The organism is Natronococcus pandeyae, assembly GCF_008122205.1.
Classification (GTDB): domain Archaea; phylum Halobacteriota; class Halobacteria; order Halobacteriales; family Natrialbaceae; genus Natronococcus; species Natronococcus pandeyae.
The window spans coordinates 142,891-157,802 of the sequence record NZ_PHNJ01000001.1 but is presented as its reverse complement, the minus strand read 5'-3'; the positions used below and the strand labels follow the sequence as shown (position 1 = coordinate 157,802).

Below are 14,912 nucleotides of genomic sequence, written 5' to 3'. Positions count from 1 at the left end.
AACATGGAACTCGATCTGCGATTTTTCGCCACCTTTCGCGAGGCCGTCGGGGAGAAAGAGCGAACGCAAACGTTCGACGACGACGCGACCGTCGGTGACGTCCTCACGACACTCGAGGGCGAGTACGACGACCTCGAGGGGCAGTTGCTCGAGGACGGCGAGATCCGGCCACAGCTGAGCGTGTTGAAGAACGGACGAGACGTCGTTCACATGGACGGCCCGGAGACGGACCTCGAGCCGGGAGACACGCTGTCGGTGTTTCCGCCGGTCGCCGGCGGGTAACGGAGTTGCAACTGCGATCGCGAGCGCGGTAGCACACTCGAGACCGCAGTAGCGCACTCGAGCGGGCCGTGTACGGACCGCATCGTCGAGAGGTCGGAACGGAGACGGAACGGATGTGATTCTTCGATCGAGTCCGCTTTCGAGAGAGATTTACGAGTCGGTCGTCGGAGAGAAGGGTAGGAAGTATCGATGCAAGACGACCCCCAGACGAGCGACCGCGAACCCACTACGGCGAGTGGGAACGTCGAGCGAACGGAGACGTCACAGCCCGATCCCGTATCGTTCAGTCGAGGGGGGATCCGAGCCGGGCTGCTCACCTGCGTCCCGGTCGCGATCGGGGTCGCCGGCTACGGCGTCGCGTTCGGCGTCCTCGCCAGCCAGGTCGGCCTGAGCGTCGCGGAGGCGGCGCTGATGAGCGCGCTCGTGGTCGCCGGCGCATCCCAGATCATCGCCGTCGAACTGTGGGGGGACCCGATCCCGGTCGTCGCCATCGTCGTCACGACGTTCGCGATCAACCTGCGCTACTCGCTGATGGGCGCAGCGCTCCAGCCCTGGTTCCAGCGCCTCTCGGCGACCAAGGCTTACGGCAGCCTGTTTTTCATGGCCGACGAGAACTGGGCGCTGACGATGCGAGACTTTCGCGCCGGGAACAGACGGGGCGCGTTCCTCCTGGGAAGCGGTATCGCGATCTGGCTCTTCTGGGTCGGCTCGACGATCGTCGGCGCGCTCGCAGGCGAGACCATCGGCGACCCTGCGCAGTACGGATTCGACTTCGTGCTCGCGGCGGTCTTCGTCGCGCTCGCGGCCGAACTCTGGGAAGGGCGCTCGACGCTCCTCCCCTGGGTCGTCTCGCTCGGCACCGCCGTCATCGCCGCGGAGTTCCTGCCGGGTCGGTGGTACATCCTGCTCGGCGGCTTCGCCGCGGCGCTCCTCGAGGTGATCCGCCATGATCGGTGAGCGGGTGCTCGCGCTCGATCCGATCGTCGTCGGCGTCATCCTCGCGATGGCGATCGTGACCTACGCCACCAAGACGGGCGGACTGTGGCTCGTCAACCGAATCGAGATGAGCGAGCGGCTCGAGGCCGGACTCTCGGTCCTGCCGGGCGCGATCGTGATCGCCATCCTCGGGCCGGAACTCGCGGCGGGCGGTCCGGCCGAGTGGGGCGCCGCCGGACTCGTGTTGCTCGTGATGTGGCGAACCGAGAGCATCCTGCTGGCGCTCGGCACAGGCGTAGTGTCGGTCGTGCTGCTTAGAGGACTTTTCTGAACGTCCGGCGTCGAATCTGCAGTGCCGGCCAACCACCGCGGGTGGGACTGAAAGGGCCAGGGGCTTTCGCAGTAATTCTCCGGGAGCAGGTCCGACTCGCACGACCATAGGGGGATTACTACGCCCACCCCAGCCGACTCACTCACCTCGCTGACAGCGCGCGCTACCGCAGGAAAACAGGTTGGTCCGAAGTGATACGTAGTTCACCTGTACGAAATACGATTTTCGCGGTCAATTCTGAGTAACAAAACTGTGGAACTATTTATTGGTAAGCACGCGGGCGGAGTGAGCGCGCAGCGAGCCCCCGACCCGAGCGGTCCAGGGACTTTCGTGGTGTTCGACTCTCTCGGCGAGTCGGTGTACTCTCGACACCGCCGTTGCCGTCGAGCGCGACTTTATCCGCCTGGCCGTCGAATCGGGCGTTATGGCAACGCGAACGCGCGTCGAGCGCACCTTTCGCGGCATCTCCGAGCGGCTCGCGATCCGTTATCTGACGAACCTGGGCGGCGAGCGCGTCGACGAGGAGACGGTCGAAGGCGACGGCTGGACGGCGACGATCTCTTCAGATACCGTCGGCATCGGGCCATCGCTGACGCTGACCGAAGTGACGGTCGTCTTCGAGGGCGACTCGAAGACCCTCGAGCCGCTGGTCGAGGACTTCGCCCAGAAGGCGATGCGGGCGGGTGGCTGATGGCCGGCGATCCGATCGACGGGCAGGTCCTCCTGCTCACCGCCGCGAAGGCGAGCGTGTCGCCGACTCGGCTCCCCGATCTCGTCGACCTGACGCAGGCACAGCTCGGACCCGAACTCGAGCGGTACCGACGCGAGTACGAGCGACTGTACGCGGGCGAGGAGTTCGAGGCGTTCCTGGTCGAGTGGGGTCACTGGGACGAACTCGGCGACGAATTGGAGTTCAGCGACCGTGAACAGTCGGCCGTCCGCAGGGCCCACGAGGAACAGCTGCTGCGGATCGGTCGCCGAACCGATCGAGAAGACGAGTTCGAGACCGCACTCGAGATCCGCGAACCGGTGCTCGTCGGAATCGACGGCGACGAAGACGGTTCGGGTTAGTCGTCGCCGGCTGCCGTCGCACCGTCCTCGCTGCTGACGCCGGTGCCGGGACCGATCTCGATCTCGAGTTCGTCGAGTTTTTCGTCGGGGACGACGCCGTCGACCCAGCCGCGGTGGTCGTAGTACTCTTCTTTCATCTCCTCGAGTTCGCAGTACTCGCCCTCGGAGGCGCCCTGACCGCGGATCCCGTCCTCGAGGAACCGTTCCGGGAGCGTGTCGTCCGACCCGTCGAAGCCGGCGAGGTTGTTGTAGTAGCGCTCGAGGGTGTAGATCCGCTCGCCGGCCTTCATCAGTTCGTCTTCGGTGACGTCGAGACCGGTCATCCCGTTGTACTGGGTGACGTACTCCTCGATCCCCTCGGCGAAGGCGTTGAACTTGCAGATGTCGAACGAGTCGGAGATGGCGTGGAGGTCCTGGAACTCCGCGGTGAGTTCTCCCTTGCCCTCCCACTCGTAGGGATCGACCTTCTCCGGGATGCCGAGAATCTCCGCAGCCGGGGTGTAGCCCCGCAGGTGACAGGCCCCACGGTTCGAGGTCGCGTAGGCGATACCCATCCCCTTCATGCAGCGTGGGTCGTAGGCGGCGATCGCCTGGCCCTTCACGTCGAGGCGGCACTCGTGTGCGTCGAGTTCCTCGGCGACGCGCTGCTGTCCCTCGGCGAGGAGGTCGGCGAGGTCGTCCTCGCGGTGAGCAATGCGCTCGATCATCTCGACCATCTCGTCGGCGTCACCCCACTGGATTCCGTCTCCGAGATCCTCGAGGTAGCCCTCTTCGGTGAGCTCCATCCCCATCGCGAGGATGTTGCCCGTCTCGATGGTGTCGACGCCCATGTCGTTACAGCGGTCGATCATCAGCGCGACCTTGTCCCGGTCGTCGTTCATCGAGTTGGGGCCGAGCGCCCACGCGGACTCGTACTCGTAGGACTCCATCCGGACGTTCATCTCCTCGCCCTTGTGCATCACGTCGACCTCGACTTCCTTCTTACAGGCGACCGGACAGGAGTGACAGGTCGGCTCGTCGACGAGGATGTTCTCCCGGACGTTCTCGCCGCTCACCCGCTCCGAGTCGAGTTCCGCTTCGCCGGCGTCGACGGCGTCGCGGGTCGACGTATACTCGGCGTTCTTGGTCGGCAAGCCGGACATCTCCTCGGTGACGTTCATCAGGACGTTCGTCCCGTACATCGAGAGACCGCCCTCGTTGGGTGCGGTGACCTCCGACTCCTGGATGGCCTGCATCGCCTGCTGGTGGCCCTCCGTGAAGGTCTCGGAGTCGGCCGGCTGGGGCATCCGCGTGTTCGACTTGACGACGACCGCCTTGAGATTCTTCGAGCCGGCGACACAGCCCGTTCCGCCGCGTCCGGACGCCCGGTCGTCTTCGTTCATGATGCAGGCGTAGCGGACCCCGTTCTCGCCGCCGGGGCCGATCGCCATGATCGAGAGGTTCTTGCCGTAGGAGCCGTCGACCTCCTCCTCGATCGTGTCTCGAGTTTCGTGGACGCCCTTCCCCCAGAGGTGTGAGGCGTCCCGAAGTTCGACCTCGCCGTCCTCGACGTAGGCGTATACGGGCTCGTCGGCCTCGCCTTCGAACAGCAGGCCGTCGAAGCCGGCCCACTTCAGCCGGGCGCCCGACCAGCCGCCGTGATGAGAGTCTGTGACGGTGCCGGTCAGCGGCGATTTCGTACAGATGGCGATCCGGCCGCTCATCGTCACCTGCGTCCCCGACAGCGGGCCGTTCATGAACGCGAGAAGATTGTCCGGCCCGAGCGGGTCGACGTCGGGCCCCTGCTCGAAGACGTACTTTACCCCGAGTCCGCGCGCGCCGATATACTTCTTCGCGTCCTCCTCGTCGATCGGTTCGTAGTTCACCTTCCCGTCGCTGAGATCGATCCGTGCCACGTTGTCTTGGAATCCACCGAGTTCAGCCATTGGGACTCACACGCAGTGTATCGTGTTCTGCCGTGTTAGGTGTTACCTCACATTAGTAGCCGTCAACAGTTACTTGTCGAGTTATTATTGACTATTCGGAGTTATTTAAGGGATAAATCTGATCGTACGTAGGAACTGTCGAGAGCGTTGTCAGAAGTTCTATAGGAACGTGTGGCCGACAATCCACCTGAACCGCACGAACGATCACCGATAGCTCGTGGGGCACAGTTCCGACGGTCGCAGGGACGTTTTTGACCGTGAGAGGTGTAGCATCCCATAGTGGGTTCCCGTGACCGACCGCTCTGAGGCGATCGAACGGCTTGCACGGCCCGAATACACGGGCGAGAATCGGTGTCTGCCGTGTACGATGGTGAACGTAACGATCGCAATCGGGCTCGCGATCGGACTCGCCGTTGCCGTTTCCGGCACCGTCGGTGCACTCGCGTTCGTCGCATTTCTCGCGGTTATCTACCTCCGGGGGTACCTGATCCCGGGCACGCCGGCACTCACCCGTCGGTATCTTCCCAGACGAATTCTCGAGTGGTTCGGTAAGTTATCCGACCAGAGACCAACTATCGAGACGGCGGATCTCGAGCCGGCCGTCGACGCCCTCTCGACGGCCAGCGTCGTGAGCCGACAGGGAAACGAACTCGAGTTGACGCGCGAGTTTCGGGACCGATGGCGCGATCGCATCGAGAGCGAGAGCGGCGAAACGGCGCTTCCGAACGCGGCCGCCGTCGCAGCGATGTTCGACGCCGACGAGGTCGAACTGCGCGGCGATGCGACCGTCGAGATCGACGGCAGACGACTGGTTCGGTGGCCGTCCGTTACGGCGCTCGCGGCGGACGTCGCCGCCGATCGCGAACTTCGAGGCGAACTCGAGGGGTGGACCGACCTCGATCCCGACGATCGGCGCGACGTTCTCACCGGGCTGCGCCTGCTGGCGGAGCGCTGTCCGGCTTGTGACGGGCGACTCGTCAGGGACGTCGAGCGTCTCGAACACTGCTGTCGCCGCCCGCACGTCGCCCTCGAGGTCGACTGCGAGGAGTGTGGCCAGCCGATCACGTCGCTCGCCGTTCCCGAGTCGAGCCCCCTCCTCGAGTGGGCACCTGAGGACGTCGCGGACGCGTGACCGCGATCCAGTGAACTGCCGACTCCGAGTCGATACGTGGCGTTCGCGGAGACCAACCGCTGTCCGTTCTCGAAAGCGTCGAGGCGTTCGACGACGAACCCACCACGTTCGTCGAGGATGCCGACTGCGGAGATCGCCCTCGCCGGAGCGGATCAGTCGTCGGCGGCGGCGTCGTCCGTAGGTTCGATGCCGACCTCGATCTCCGCGGCTGCAGCCTTGTACTCGGGGATTTTCGCCCGTTCGTCGAGCACGTCATTCGTGAGCTTGTTGGCCGAGGCGGCCGCGAAGTGGGGCGTCGTCCAGACGACGCCCTCCTTGGTGTCTTCGGTAACCTGCGCCTCGACGGTGATCTCGCCGCGGCGCGATTTGAGGACGACCTCGTCGCCGTCCTCGATGCCGTAGCGTTCGGCGTCTGCGGGGTGGACGTCGACGAAGTTCTCCGGCGTCTGCCGGTTGAGCGTCGGCGATCGGCGGCTCATCGTCCCCGTATTGTAGTGTTCCTCGAGGCGTGCCGTAGTGAGGATCAGCGGGTACTCGTCGTCGGGAGTCTCCGCCGGCGGCGTGTGGCGGACGCCCTCGATGTGACCCAGCCCGCTCTCGGTGTCGAACTCCTCGGCGTAGAGGTAGGGGTCGCCCTCGTCGCCGGGTTCGTAGCAGGGCCAGTGGAGCCCCTCCTCGCCCAGCAGGTCGTAGGTCATCCCGTGGTAGATCGGACACACCTGCCGGAGTTCCTCGAACACCTCCTCGGGGTCGTCGAACTCGAACAGTTCGTCTCCGTCGTCGAACAGTCGTTTCCCGACCTCCGAGAGGATCTCGAGGTCGTGTTTGGTGTTCTCGTGGACCTTGTCGACGCCGCGCATCCGCTGGACGCGCCGGTCGGTGTTGGTGACGGTACCGCCGCGTTCGGCCCAGGTCGTCGCGGGCAGGACGACGTCGGCGTACTTCGCCGTCTCGGTCATGAAGATGTCCTGGACGACCATGAACTCGAGTTGCTGGACGCGTTCGGCGACGCGGTTGGCGTCGGGCTCGCTCATCACGGGGTTCTCGCCCATGACGTACAGTCCGTGGACGGAGTCGCCGAACTCGTGGGAGAGTTCGACGTTGGTGAGGCCGGGCTCGTCGGGCACCTCGAAGCCCCACTCCGTTTCGACGGCCTCGCGGGCCTCGTCGTCGTCGACCAGCTGGTAGCCCGGTAGCACGTTCGGCATCGCGCCGACGTCGCAGGTCCCCTGGACGTTGTTCTGGCCGCGCAGCGGGTTGACCCCGGTGCCGGGTCGGCCGATATTGCCCGTGATCAGCGCCAGGTTGATCTCGTTCTGGACGTTGTCGACGCCGCAGGCGTGCTGGCTCATCCCCATCCCGGTGAAGATGGCCGCGTTGTTCGCCATCGCGTACTTCTCCGCGGCCAGTTCGATATCCTCGAGCGGGACGCCACACTCCTCGGCTGCGGCTTCCTTGTCGAACTCCTCGAGCGTCTCCTTCAGGTGGTCGAACCCCTCCGTGCGCGCTTCGATGAACTCCTCGTCGATCCAGCCCTCGTCGGGGTTCTCCTCGTGGTGCTCGAGGATCGTTTTGAGGACGATATTCAGCAGCGGGATGTCGGTCCCCGGGTTCAACTGGAGGTGCATGTGCCGGTCGGTGTCGTCGATCTGGAACGACCGCGTCGTCTTGTTCGCGTGGGGGTCGACCTGGATGACGGTCGCTCCCTCGAGGACGGCCTGCCGGAAGTACTGGCTGTTGGCGATGGGGTGTTGCTCGCCGGGATTGGCCCCCTGGATCCAGAAGACATCGGCCGCCTCGCGGAGGTCGCGCATGCTGTTGGTCATCGCGCCCGCGCCCAGGCTCGTCCGCAGCGCCCAGACCGTCGAGGCGTGGCACATCCGCGTGCAGTTGTCGACGTTGTTGGTGCCGTAGCGGCGAGCCAGTTTCTGGAGAACGTAGTTCTCCTCGTTCATCGTCTTCGAGGAGCCGAAAAAGCCCGTCGCGTCGGGACCGTGCTCCTCGCGGATCCGCTCGAGTTCGTCGACGATTCGGTCGTAGGCTTCCTCCCAGGTTGCCTCGCGGAACTCGCCGTCCTCCTTGATCAGCGGGTCGGTGAGCCGGTCCTCGTGGTCGACGACCTCGGTGGCGGCGCCACCTTTGATGCAGATCCGGCCCTCGTTGACCGGCGCGTCGCCCCAGGGCATGAACTGCACGTCGCCGGGCTCCTCACCCTGTTTGACCTGTATTCCACAGCCGACGCCACAGTACGGACAGATCGTCTTGACCGTGTCTTGCTTATCACTGGACATAGTTCTGATTGGTTACGTATCGAACCGCGCCACTGTTGACACATGTACGGTCTTCGCCCACGTCCATGAGTCTTTCTAGCATCCATCACTGGCCGTCGACGGTTCGCGGTCCCGGCGGAGCCGAGACCGCGCTGCCAGTCGGGGAAACGCTCAGGACGCCACGTGTCGAAGGTGTCGTACGATGGCGCTTTCCCGATCGGTCGTGGCCACGAAAGCCGACGAGTATCGGGACTGGGAGCCGCTCTTTCCAGTCGAACAGGAAGCGATCGAGACGCTTCCTGACGCCTTCTCGACGGGAGAGTTCGGCTGGCGGGACGCCGAGTGGGTCGTACAGTGGTACTACCGGCGGTTTCTCGGCGCGGTGCCGAACGCCGACCGGCGCGAGCGCGAGGACCAGTTCGGTCGAAACGAGTTCGACGACGTTCTGGACGCCGTCACCGACGTCGCTGCGGCGGCGGACCCCGCCGATCGGATCGATCGTCTGCTCGCCCTCGAGGGCGTCGACGTTCCCGTCGCGTCCGCCTTCCTCCTGTTCGCCGATCCCGAGACGTGTATCGTGGTCGGCGAGCGCGAGTGGACGGTACTGGTCGAGTATGGGTTGCTCGACGATCCCTATCCGGAGTCGCCGTCGATCGACGATTACGAGACGTATCTCGAGTGCTGCCGATCGGTGACGGACCGCCTCGAGTGCGACACGTGGACGCTGTACCGCGCGCTCTGGCGGCTGTGGAAGGACTGACCGAGGGTGTCGATCACCGAACCGAGAGATCCGAGCCGCTCCGCCGTTCGGAGAACTCGATCTCGACCTCGAGTTCGCGCTCGCGCTGTTTCGTAAACTCGATCTCGACCTCAATCGGGTCGCGGTACTCGAAGGGAATCTCCCACTCCGACCCTGCGATCGTCACCGTCCTGTCGGCCTCGATCTGGTCGGCGAGATCCCGGAGAAACGTGGCCGTCTCCTCTCGGGACAGGTACACCTCTCGTTCGAAGAAACCGTCGGTGATCGTCCGGCGTTCTCGATCATGGTCCTCCGGAAGGTTAACCGGGTCAGACATGGTATAGAATACCACGCAGAGTGGCATAAACCTGGAGCAACAGCCATCGGATCCTGTATGTAAGCGACGCATACCTGCGAAATCCTTCTTGTGTCCCCTATCGAAGACTCAGCTATGTCACTCATCGAGACGTTGGGGAACGGGACGCGACTCGAGATTCTGCGCGAACTCTCCCGGGAACCGAAGTACGTCTCGGAACTCGCGGAGGCGACCGGGATGGACGGCAAGACTGCCGTCCACCACCTCTCGACGCTCGAGGAGGCCGGCCTGGTCGAGTGGTACATGCGCGGCAATCGCAAGTACTACGCGCTGACCGCGTCCGTCGAACTCCGGATCGCCCCGCCGCCAGAGCGGCGGTTCGTCCTGCAGACGACCGACGTCGACGTCGAACCGGCCGACGATCACGGTGGGCGCTGATCAGGCGTCTCCGGGATCGAACGCCGGAAGGGGATGAGACGCAGCGATCGTCACCGCGACCGGCGTCCCGATCTCGAACCACTCCTCGTGGGAGCGACGGCTCTCGAGGACGTCTCCCTCGGAAAGCTCGATCCGGTAGCGGGCCGTCGGCCCGTCGAACTGTCTGTGAACGATCCGGCCGTCCGCCCGGTCGGCCGGAGCGGGTTCGATCGCGACGTCGTCGGGACGAACGAGTACGTCGACCGGTCCGGACCCCACCCCACCGCCTCCCGACGAGTGAGCGACATCGACTGCTCCGATCGGCGTGTCGACGGTGCCGTCGACGAGTCGACCGCGGAGGTAGGTCGCTCGTCCGAGGAAGTCGGCCACCAGCCGCGACGCGGGCCGCATGAATAACGTGCGCGGTGAGTCGATCTGCTCGATCGAGCCGTCGGTCACGACGGCGGTTCGGTCGCCGACAGAGAGCGCCTCCGCCTGGTTGTGGGTGACCCAGACCGCGGTGACGTCGACGGCCTCGAGGACATCAGTCACGGTCTCGCGCATCCGGACTCTGAGTCCGGCATCGAGGTCCGAGAGCGGCTCGTCGAGCAGCAGGACGTCCGGTTCGGGCGCGAGCGAACGTGCGAGCGCGACCCGCTGTTTCTGGCCGCCCGACAGTTCGTTCGGGTACCGATTCCGGTACGCTCCCAGGCCGACGAGTTCGAGCAACTCGTCGACGACCGCCGCGTCCGCGTCTCGTTCTTCGGGCGGCAGGCCGAACGCGACGTTCGCGGCGACCGTCCTGTGCGGAAAGAGCGCGAACTCCTGGAACACGATGCCCACGTCGCGACCCTCCGCGGGGACGAACGTCTCTTCGCTCGCGATCGGTCGGCCTCGAAGTCGAACGGTCCCGGCGTCGGGTCGCTCGAGCCCCGCGATCAGGCGCAGCGTCGTCGTCTTCCCGCAGCCCGACGGGCCGAGCAGTGTCAGCACCTCCCCCTCGCGAACCGACAGCGAGAGCTCCGAGACGGCAGGCCCGTTGTCGTAGCACTTCGTCACGTCGGCGAGTTCGAGGACGACATCCTCGTCGGTCTCCGCTCGCTCGTCCTCGAGCGAGCGGTGGTCGGTATCCGTGCCCGTCGTCGGCCCGACCCGCGTGCCGCCATCCGCGGCGCTCGGCCGCCTGTCGGTGTCGCGTTCCCCGCGTTCGGCCTCGGTCGTCACGCCGATACCCTCGTCCGTCGATTCGTCACCGTCGGGGTCGCCGTCCCGACGAAAGAGCGACCAGTACTCGACGTAGCTGTTGGGAAACACGCCGAGGATCGCGATCGCGGAGACGCAAACGAGGACGAGCGCGGGCGCCGCCGCGTAGCCGTAGTAGGCGTTTCGCTCCGCCATCCAGATGAACGTCGCCAGGGACTCGAATCCGGTCGGCCGGAGCAACAGCGTCGCCGGGAGCTCCTTCATCGCGTGGAGGAAGACGAGTGCCGCGCCCGCGACGATTCCAGGGAGGACGAGCGGCAGTGTGACACGGCGAAACGCCGCGAGCGGCGTACAGCCGAGGGCGCGTGCAGCCTCGACGAATCGCGGGTTGACGTAGACGAACGACGTTCGGGCCGCCCCGACTGCGAGCGGCAGGTAGAGGACGACGTACGCGAAGACGAGTAGCGGTATCGTCTGATAGATCGCCGGCACGTACGACGACCCGAAGGAGACGAGGCTCAACCCGATGACGACGCCGGGAACCGCGAAGCCGACGTACGTGGCTCGTTCGATGACGGCCGACGGAAGCGAGCGCTCGTGGGCTGCCAGATACGCGACCGGGAGTGCGAGTACCGCGGCGACGACCGCGGCCAGTACGGACACGTACACCGAGTTTATCGCGTACTCCGGACGGAATTCGAACGCGCCGACGTACGCCTCCGGGCCGGTGACGAGCCACCAGAGAAGGAACGCGACCGGCAGGACGATCGCGAAGCCGACGACGAGCGCACAGGCGGCCAGCGCGGGCCACTTCCAGCGCCCCAGCCGAATCGTATACGAGCGGGTTTCTCCACGCGCGCTGCCGTGGACCGCTCGGTGGCGGCGGACGCGAGACTCGAGCGCGAGGATGACGAGCGTGATCGCGACGAGGTGAAGCGACAGCATCGCGGCGTAGTCGTGGGCCAGCGCGTTGTGCTCGACGTAGATCTGGCGCGTGAACACGTCGAACCGCAACATCGCCGGGACCCCAAAGTCGCCGGCCGTCTCGAGCGCCGCGAGCAGCGCTCCGGCGAGGATCGCGGGTCTCGTCATCGGAATCACGATGCGCCGGAACACGTCGACGAGGTCGTTCTCGAGCGAGCGTGCGATGTCGATGTAGCTCGTGTCGAACGAGCGCAGTCCGGCGACCGTCGTGAGGTAGACGAAGGGGTAGTTGTAGAGAGTGAGAACGAAGACGGTCCCCGGGAAGCCGTAGATTTCGGGCAGCGAGTCGACCCCGAGGGGCGCGACCAACGACTGGACCAGTCCGTTCGGCCCCCAGACGGAGATGAACGCGTAGGCGCTGGTGTAGCTCGGGATCACGAGCGGGACGGAGAGCGCGACCAGCCAGAACCGGCTGTACGGCAGGTCCGTCAACGTGGTGAGAATTGCCAGTGGGACCCCGATGAGCACGGAGAGCGTCGTGACGACGACGACGAGCGAGACGGTGTTTACCAGTACCTCGAGCGTCGTCGACCGGACCACGATCGACATCGCGCGATCGGGCTCGACGCGCAGCGCGACGATCGCGATCCAGCAGACCGGCACGACGATCAGCGCGGCGATAGCCGCGGCGAGCAGCGTAATCCCGGTCCGACGCGGCGACTCGGGACTGTCGTCGCGGCCAGAGTCCTCGGTCGCCGTCGGGCTCGTCCCGTCGACGTCGAATGGATCGGGCGTCGGCATGTGCGGATCTACAGCACATCCTCCTCCCGAAGGAGTTCGAGCGTCGGCTCGAGGTCCGCGAGTTCGTTCAGATCGAACTCGGGGGGCTCGAACTCGTCGGTGGTCGGGAGTTCGTCGATCGGGTCGACGCCCTCGATGGCCGGGTACTCCCAGGTCGTCGTCGCGAAGTACTCCTGGGCTTCCGCCGACAGCAGGTGCCGAACGAAGTTCGCGGCGATTTCGCTCTCGTCGCCGTCGGCCAGCACCGTCGCGCCGGTGACGTTGAACATCGCCCCGGCGTCGCCGCTGGTGAACGCGAGCCCGAGGTTTCCGTCGGGGTGATCGCGGAGCACGTAGTGGTTGGTGAACGCGATCCCGACCTCGCCGTCGGAGGTGGCCCGCGCCATCGCGCTGTCGCCGCCGGGCGACGTCGCGACGTCCTGTCGATCGACCATGTTCCGGATCCACGTTCTCGTCTCGTCCTCGCCGTGGAGCAACCGCATCGCCGTGACGAACGCCTGGAACGATCCCTGATCGGGCGCCCACATGATGTCGTCCCGGAACCGGTCGTCTTCGGCGTACGCGAAGACGTCGTCGGGCAGTTCGGCCGCGTCGTAGCGGCTCTCGTCGTAGCCGACGACTCGGAACCGTCTCGTGAAACCGATCCAGTGACCGTCCGGATCCCTGACTCCGTCGGGGGTGAGTTCGAGCACGTCTTCGGGCAGCGCCGCGGTGTCGCCAGCCTCCTTCAGGTGCGTCATCGACTGCGTCTCGCTCCCGTAGAAGACGTCCGCCGGCGTCTCGGCCTCCGCCTCGATCGTGCTGACGAGATCGGCCGTGTCGTCGTACCGAATCTCGAGCGTCAGGTCGTCGTACTGGCGCTCGAGGTACTCCATCAGTTCGCCGATCCGCGGCTGGCTGCGCGCGGAGTAGATCGTCAACTCCCCCGAGAGGTCCGGCATCTCCGACATCGGTGTCCCACCCGGGTCGGGCCGTCCCTCCGCGTATTCGGGATCTCCGAGAACCTGTGATTCGTCCTCACCGACGCCGAGACAGCCGCTCGCGAGCGCAGCCGACGTCGCCCCCGCCATTACGAGCAGTTCGCGTCGACGTACTGCGTCCATAGCCACCACATCCCACGGCAACGTGTAGCATAAACCCCGAGAGTCGGGTGGAGTCGTTCATTGGAAAAGTATACACGGGCGGTCGCCGGCGACGAGCGACGCCCCCATCCGGGAGAAAAACGTCGTCGCTCGTCGCGGTTGCGTCGCGCGAAAAAACGGACCGCGAGCGGAAGCAGCTAGTCGTCGTTCTCGTCCGCTTCCTCCTCGGCTTCCTCGTCCTCCGGCGCCTCGCCGACGTCGACTTCGCCGACCGCCTCGAGCTGGGATTGGTCGAGGTAGACCGACATCTCTTCCTTGGCGACGAACTCGACCGACTGCGTCTCGCCCTCCTCGTCGGTGAAGTCCGATCGGACGTGGGTGTTCCACACGTCCGTCTCGTCGCCCTCGGCGATCGCGAAGTTGTGTCCCGGGAGCTGTTCGCCGGGTTCCATCTCGCCCTCGTCGAGTCGTCGGCCGATCGCGTTCTCCCACTCGACTTCGTAGGTTTCCTCGGCCTCGAGTTCGAGGGTCGGGTTCTCCTCGTCCGCGATCTCGTCGGGCGCGACGCCCTGCCAGGCGTCTTCCTCGAGCCTGAGTTCGAAGGTCTCGACCGGGTCTTCGGGTTCGATCGCCGGCAGGGAGACGGTGATCTCCTCGTCGTCGCCGTCGATCGTCACCTCCTCGGTGACCCGCTCGTGGTCGTACGTCCAGACCTCGAGTTCGTGTTCGCCGTCCTCGAGCAGGTCGAAGCGGGCCATCGCGACCTCCTCCTCGTACTCGGGGTCGAGTTCCTCGTCCTCCTCGTTCTCCTCGTCTTCGTCGTTCTCGACGTCGGTTTCTTCGTTTTCGTCCTCGTCGTCGTTCTCGTCCGGGTCGGGTCGCGCGGCGATATCCGAGAACGAGTGCATATCGTCGAGGAACACCTCGGCCTCGAGCGGATTGCCCTCGTCGTCCTCGACTCGTACCCGGAGTTCGTGGAGCTCTTCGGGATCGATTAGTTCGAAGGGGCCCCGCATCTGAACCGGGTGCGGCTCGCAGATGTACTCGGTCATCTCCGGCTCCGCAGTGAAGGTGAGCTCGAGCGTTTCGCCGAGTTCGTCCGTCATCGACGTCGCTTCCATGGCGTCGCCGTTCTCGTCGAGGATGACGAAGTTGTGACCCGACCCGTCGCCGTTGGTCCAGTAGATCGTGTGTTCCTCGCCCTCGATCAACCGCAGCGTCGGCCCCGACTGGCCGTCGATCTCGGCGGGTTCGACGCCCTGCCAGCCGCCGACGATGCCGAGGAGACTGAACGTCCGGGCGGCGTCCTCGTTCTGGGCCGCTACCCGCGGCTGGTCGAGATCCTCGAGGACCTCGCGATACTTGCCCGCCGCGGGACCGGCGAAGGCGGCCGTCCCGGCGGCGGCAGCCGTTCCTTGCAGTACGCCTCTGCGCGAGATGCGGTTTCGGTCGCGTGATTGCTCTTTCTCTGACATGGTTGGTG

14 protein-coding genes and 1 pseudogene are annotated in these 14,912 nt (G+C 65.5%); 8 read left to right on the top strand and 7 right to left on the bottom strand.

All coding sequences use genetic code 11. The features are described 5' to 3' along the window. The first annotated feature begins 3 nt into the window (after positions 1–3). The 5 genes from CV102_RS00790 to CV102_RS00770 all read left to right on the top strand — a co-directional run bounded on the left by CV102_RS00790 (position 4) and on the right by CV102_RS00770 (position 2,620). Positions 4–282, top strand: coding sequence for a ubiquitin-like small modifier protein 1 (locus tag CV102_RS00790; protein WP_148855845.1), 279 nt, complete (start codon positions 4–6; stop codon positions 280–282). Positions 283–471: 189 nt separating this feature from the next. Next, complete coding sequence (locus tag CV102_RS00785; RefSeq protein ID WP_148855843.1) at positions 472–1,239, top strand: AzlC family ABC transporter permease; 768 nt, start codon at positions 472–474, stop codon at positions 1,237–1,239. Then, positions 1,229–1,549, top strand: coding sequence for an AzlD family protein (locus CV102_RS00780; RefSeq protein ID WP_148855841.1), 321 nt, complete (start codon positions 1,229–1,231; stop codon positions 1,547–1,549). The genes CV102_RS00785 and CV102_RS00780 overlap by 11 nt, the downstream gene beginning before the upstream one ends. Before the next feature lie 424 nt (positions 1,550–1,973). After that, positions 1,974–2,240 (top strand): hypothetical protein, encoded by a 267-nt coding sequence (locus CV102_RS00775; protein ID WP_148855839.1) that lies wholly within the window; start codon positions 1,974–1,976, stop codon positions 2,238–2,240. After that, positions 2,240–2,620: a hypothetical protein gene (locus CV102_RS00770; protein ID WP_148855837.1), complete on the top strand. Its 381-nt coding sequence runs from the start codon at positions 2,240–2,242 to the stop codon at positions 2,618–2,620. Before CV102_RS00775 ends, CV102_RS00770 begins: the two co-directional genes overlap by 1 nt. Here the strand turns inward: CV102_RS00770 and CV102_RS00765 are convergent. Continuing rightward, complete coding sequence (locus tag CV102_RS00765) at positions 2,617–4,545, bottom strand: aldehyde ferredoxin oxidoreductase family protein (protein WP_148855835.1); 1,929 nt, start codon at positions 4,543–4,545, stop codon at positions 2,617–2,619. The genes CV102_RS00770 and CV102_RS00765 overlap by 4 nt on opposite strands. 289 nt (positions 4,546–4,834) lie before the next feature. On the opposite strand from CV102_RS00765, the gene CV102_RS00760 reads away from it, so the two are divergent. Further along, positions 4,835–5,677: a hypothetical protein gene (locus tag CV102_RS00760; protein ID WP_148855833.1), complete on the top strand. Its 843-nt coding sequence runs from the start codon at positions 4,835–4,837 to the stop codon at positions 5,675–5,677. Between the two features lie 152 nt (positions 5,678–5,829). On the opposite strand, the gene fdhF is transcribed toward CV102_RS00760, so the two are convergent. After that, entirely contained in the window at positions 5,830–7,968 is a 2,139-nt protein-coding gene (gene fdhF, locus CV102_RS00755) for a formate dehydrogenase subunit alpha (protein ID WP_148855831.1), read from the bottom strand. A gap of 181 nt (positions 7,969–8,149) precedes the next feature. Between fdhF and CV102_RS00750 the strand changes: the two genes are divergently transcribed. Next, complete coding sequence (locus CV102_RS00750; protein WP_148855829.1) at positions 8,150–8,707, top strand: hypothetical protein; 558 nt, start codon at positions 8,150–8,152, stop codon at positions 8,705–8,707. A 13-nt stretch (positions 8,708–8,720) separates the two neighbouring features. On the opposite strand, the gene CV102_RS00745 is transcribed toward CV102_RS00750, so the two are convergent. After that, positions 8,721–9,023: an amphi-Trp domain-containing protein gene (locus CV102_RS00745; RefSeq protein WP_148855827.1), complete on the bottom strand. Its 303-nt coding sequence runs from the start codon at positions 9,021–9,023 to the stop codon at positions 8,721–8,723. Positions 9,024–9,137: 114 nt separating this feature from the next. Here CV102_RS00745 and CV102_RS00740 point away from each other — a divergent pair, with 114 nt between their 5' ends. Continuing rightward, positions 9,138–9,440, top strand: a complete 303-nt coding sequence (locus tag CV102_RS00740; protein WP_148855825.1) for an ArsR/SmtB family transcription factor — start codon at positions 9,138–9,140, stop codon at positions 9,438–9,440. Here the strand turns inward: CV102_RS00740 and CV102_RS27195 are convergent, their stop codons facing one another. The 4 genes and pseudogenes from CV102_RS27195 to CV102_RS00725 form a co-directional block, all read right to left on the bottom strand. Continuing rightward, a complete protein-coding gene (locus CV102_RS27195) occupies positions 9,441–10,478 on the bottom strand; it encodes an ABC transporter ATP-binding protein (protein ID WP_394349473.1) in 1,038 nt (345 codons plus the stop codon). 258 nt (positions 10,479–10,736) lie between these two features. Next, positions 10,737–12,347, bottom strand: a pseudogene (locus CV102_RS27190) (ABC transporter permease); the annotation flags it as partial. Positions 12,348–12,355: 8 nt separating this feature from the next. Next, positions 12,356–13,450: an extracellular solute-binding protein gene (locus CV102_RS00730; RefSeq protein WP_148855821.1), complete on the bottom strand. Its 1,095-nt coding sequence runs from the start codon at positions 13,448–13,450 to the stop codon at positions 12,356–12,358. A gap of 176 nt (positions 13,451–13,626) precedes the next feature. Continuing rightward, positions 13,627–14,904: a cupredoxin domain-containing protein gene (locus CV102_RS00725; protein WP_148855819.1), complete on the bottom strand. Its 1,278-nt coding sequence runs from the start codon at positions 14,902–14,904 to the stop codon at positions 13,627–13,629. Positions 14,905–14,912 lie beyond the last annotated feature (8 nt).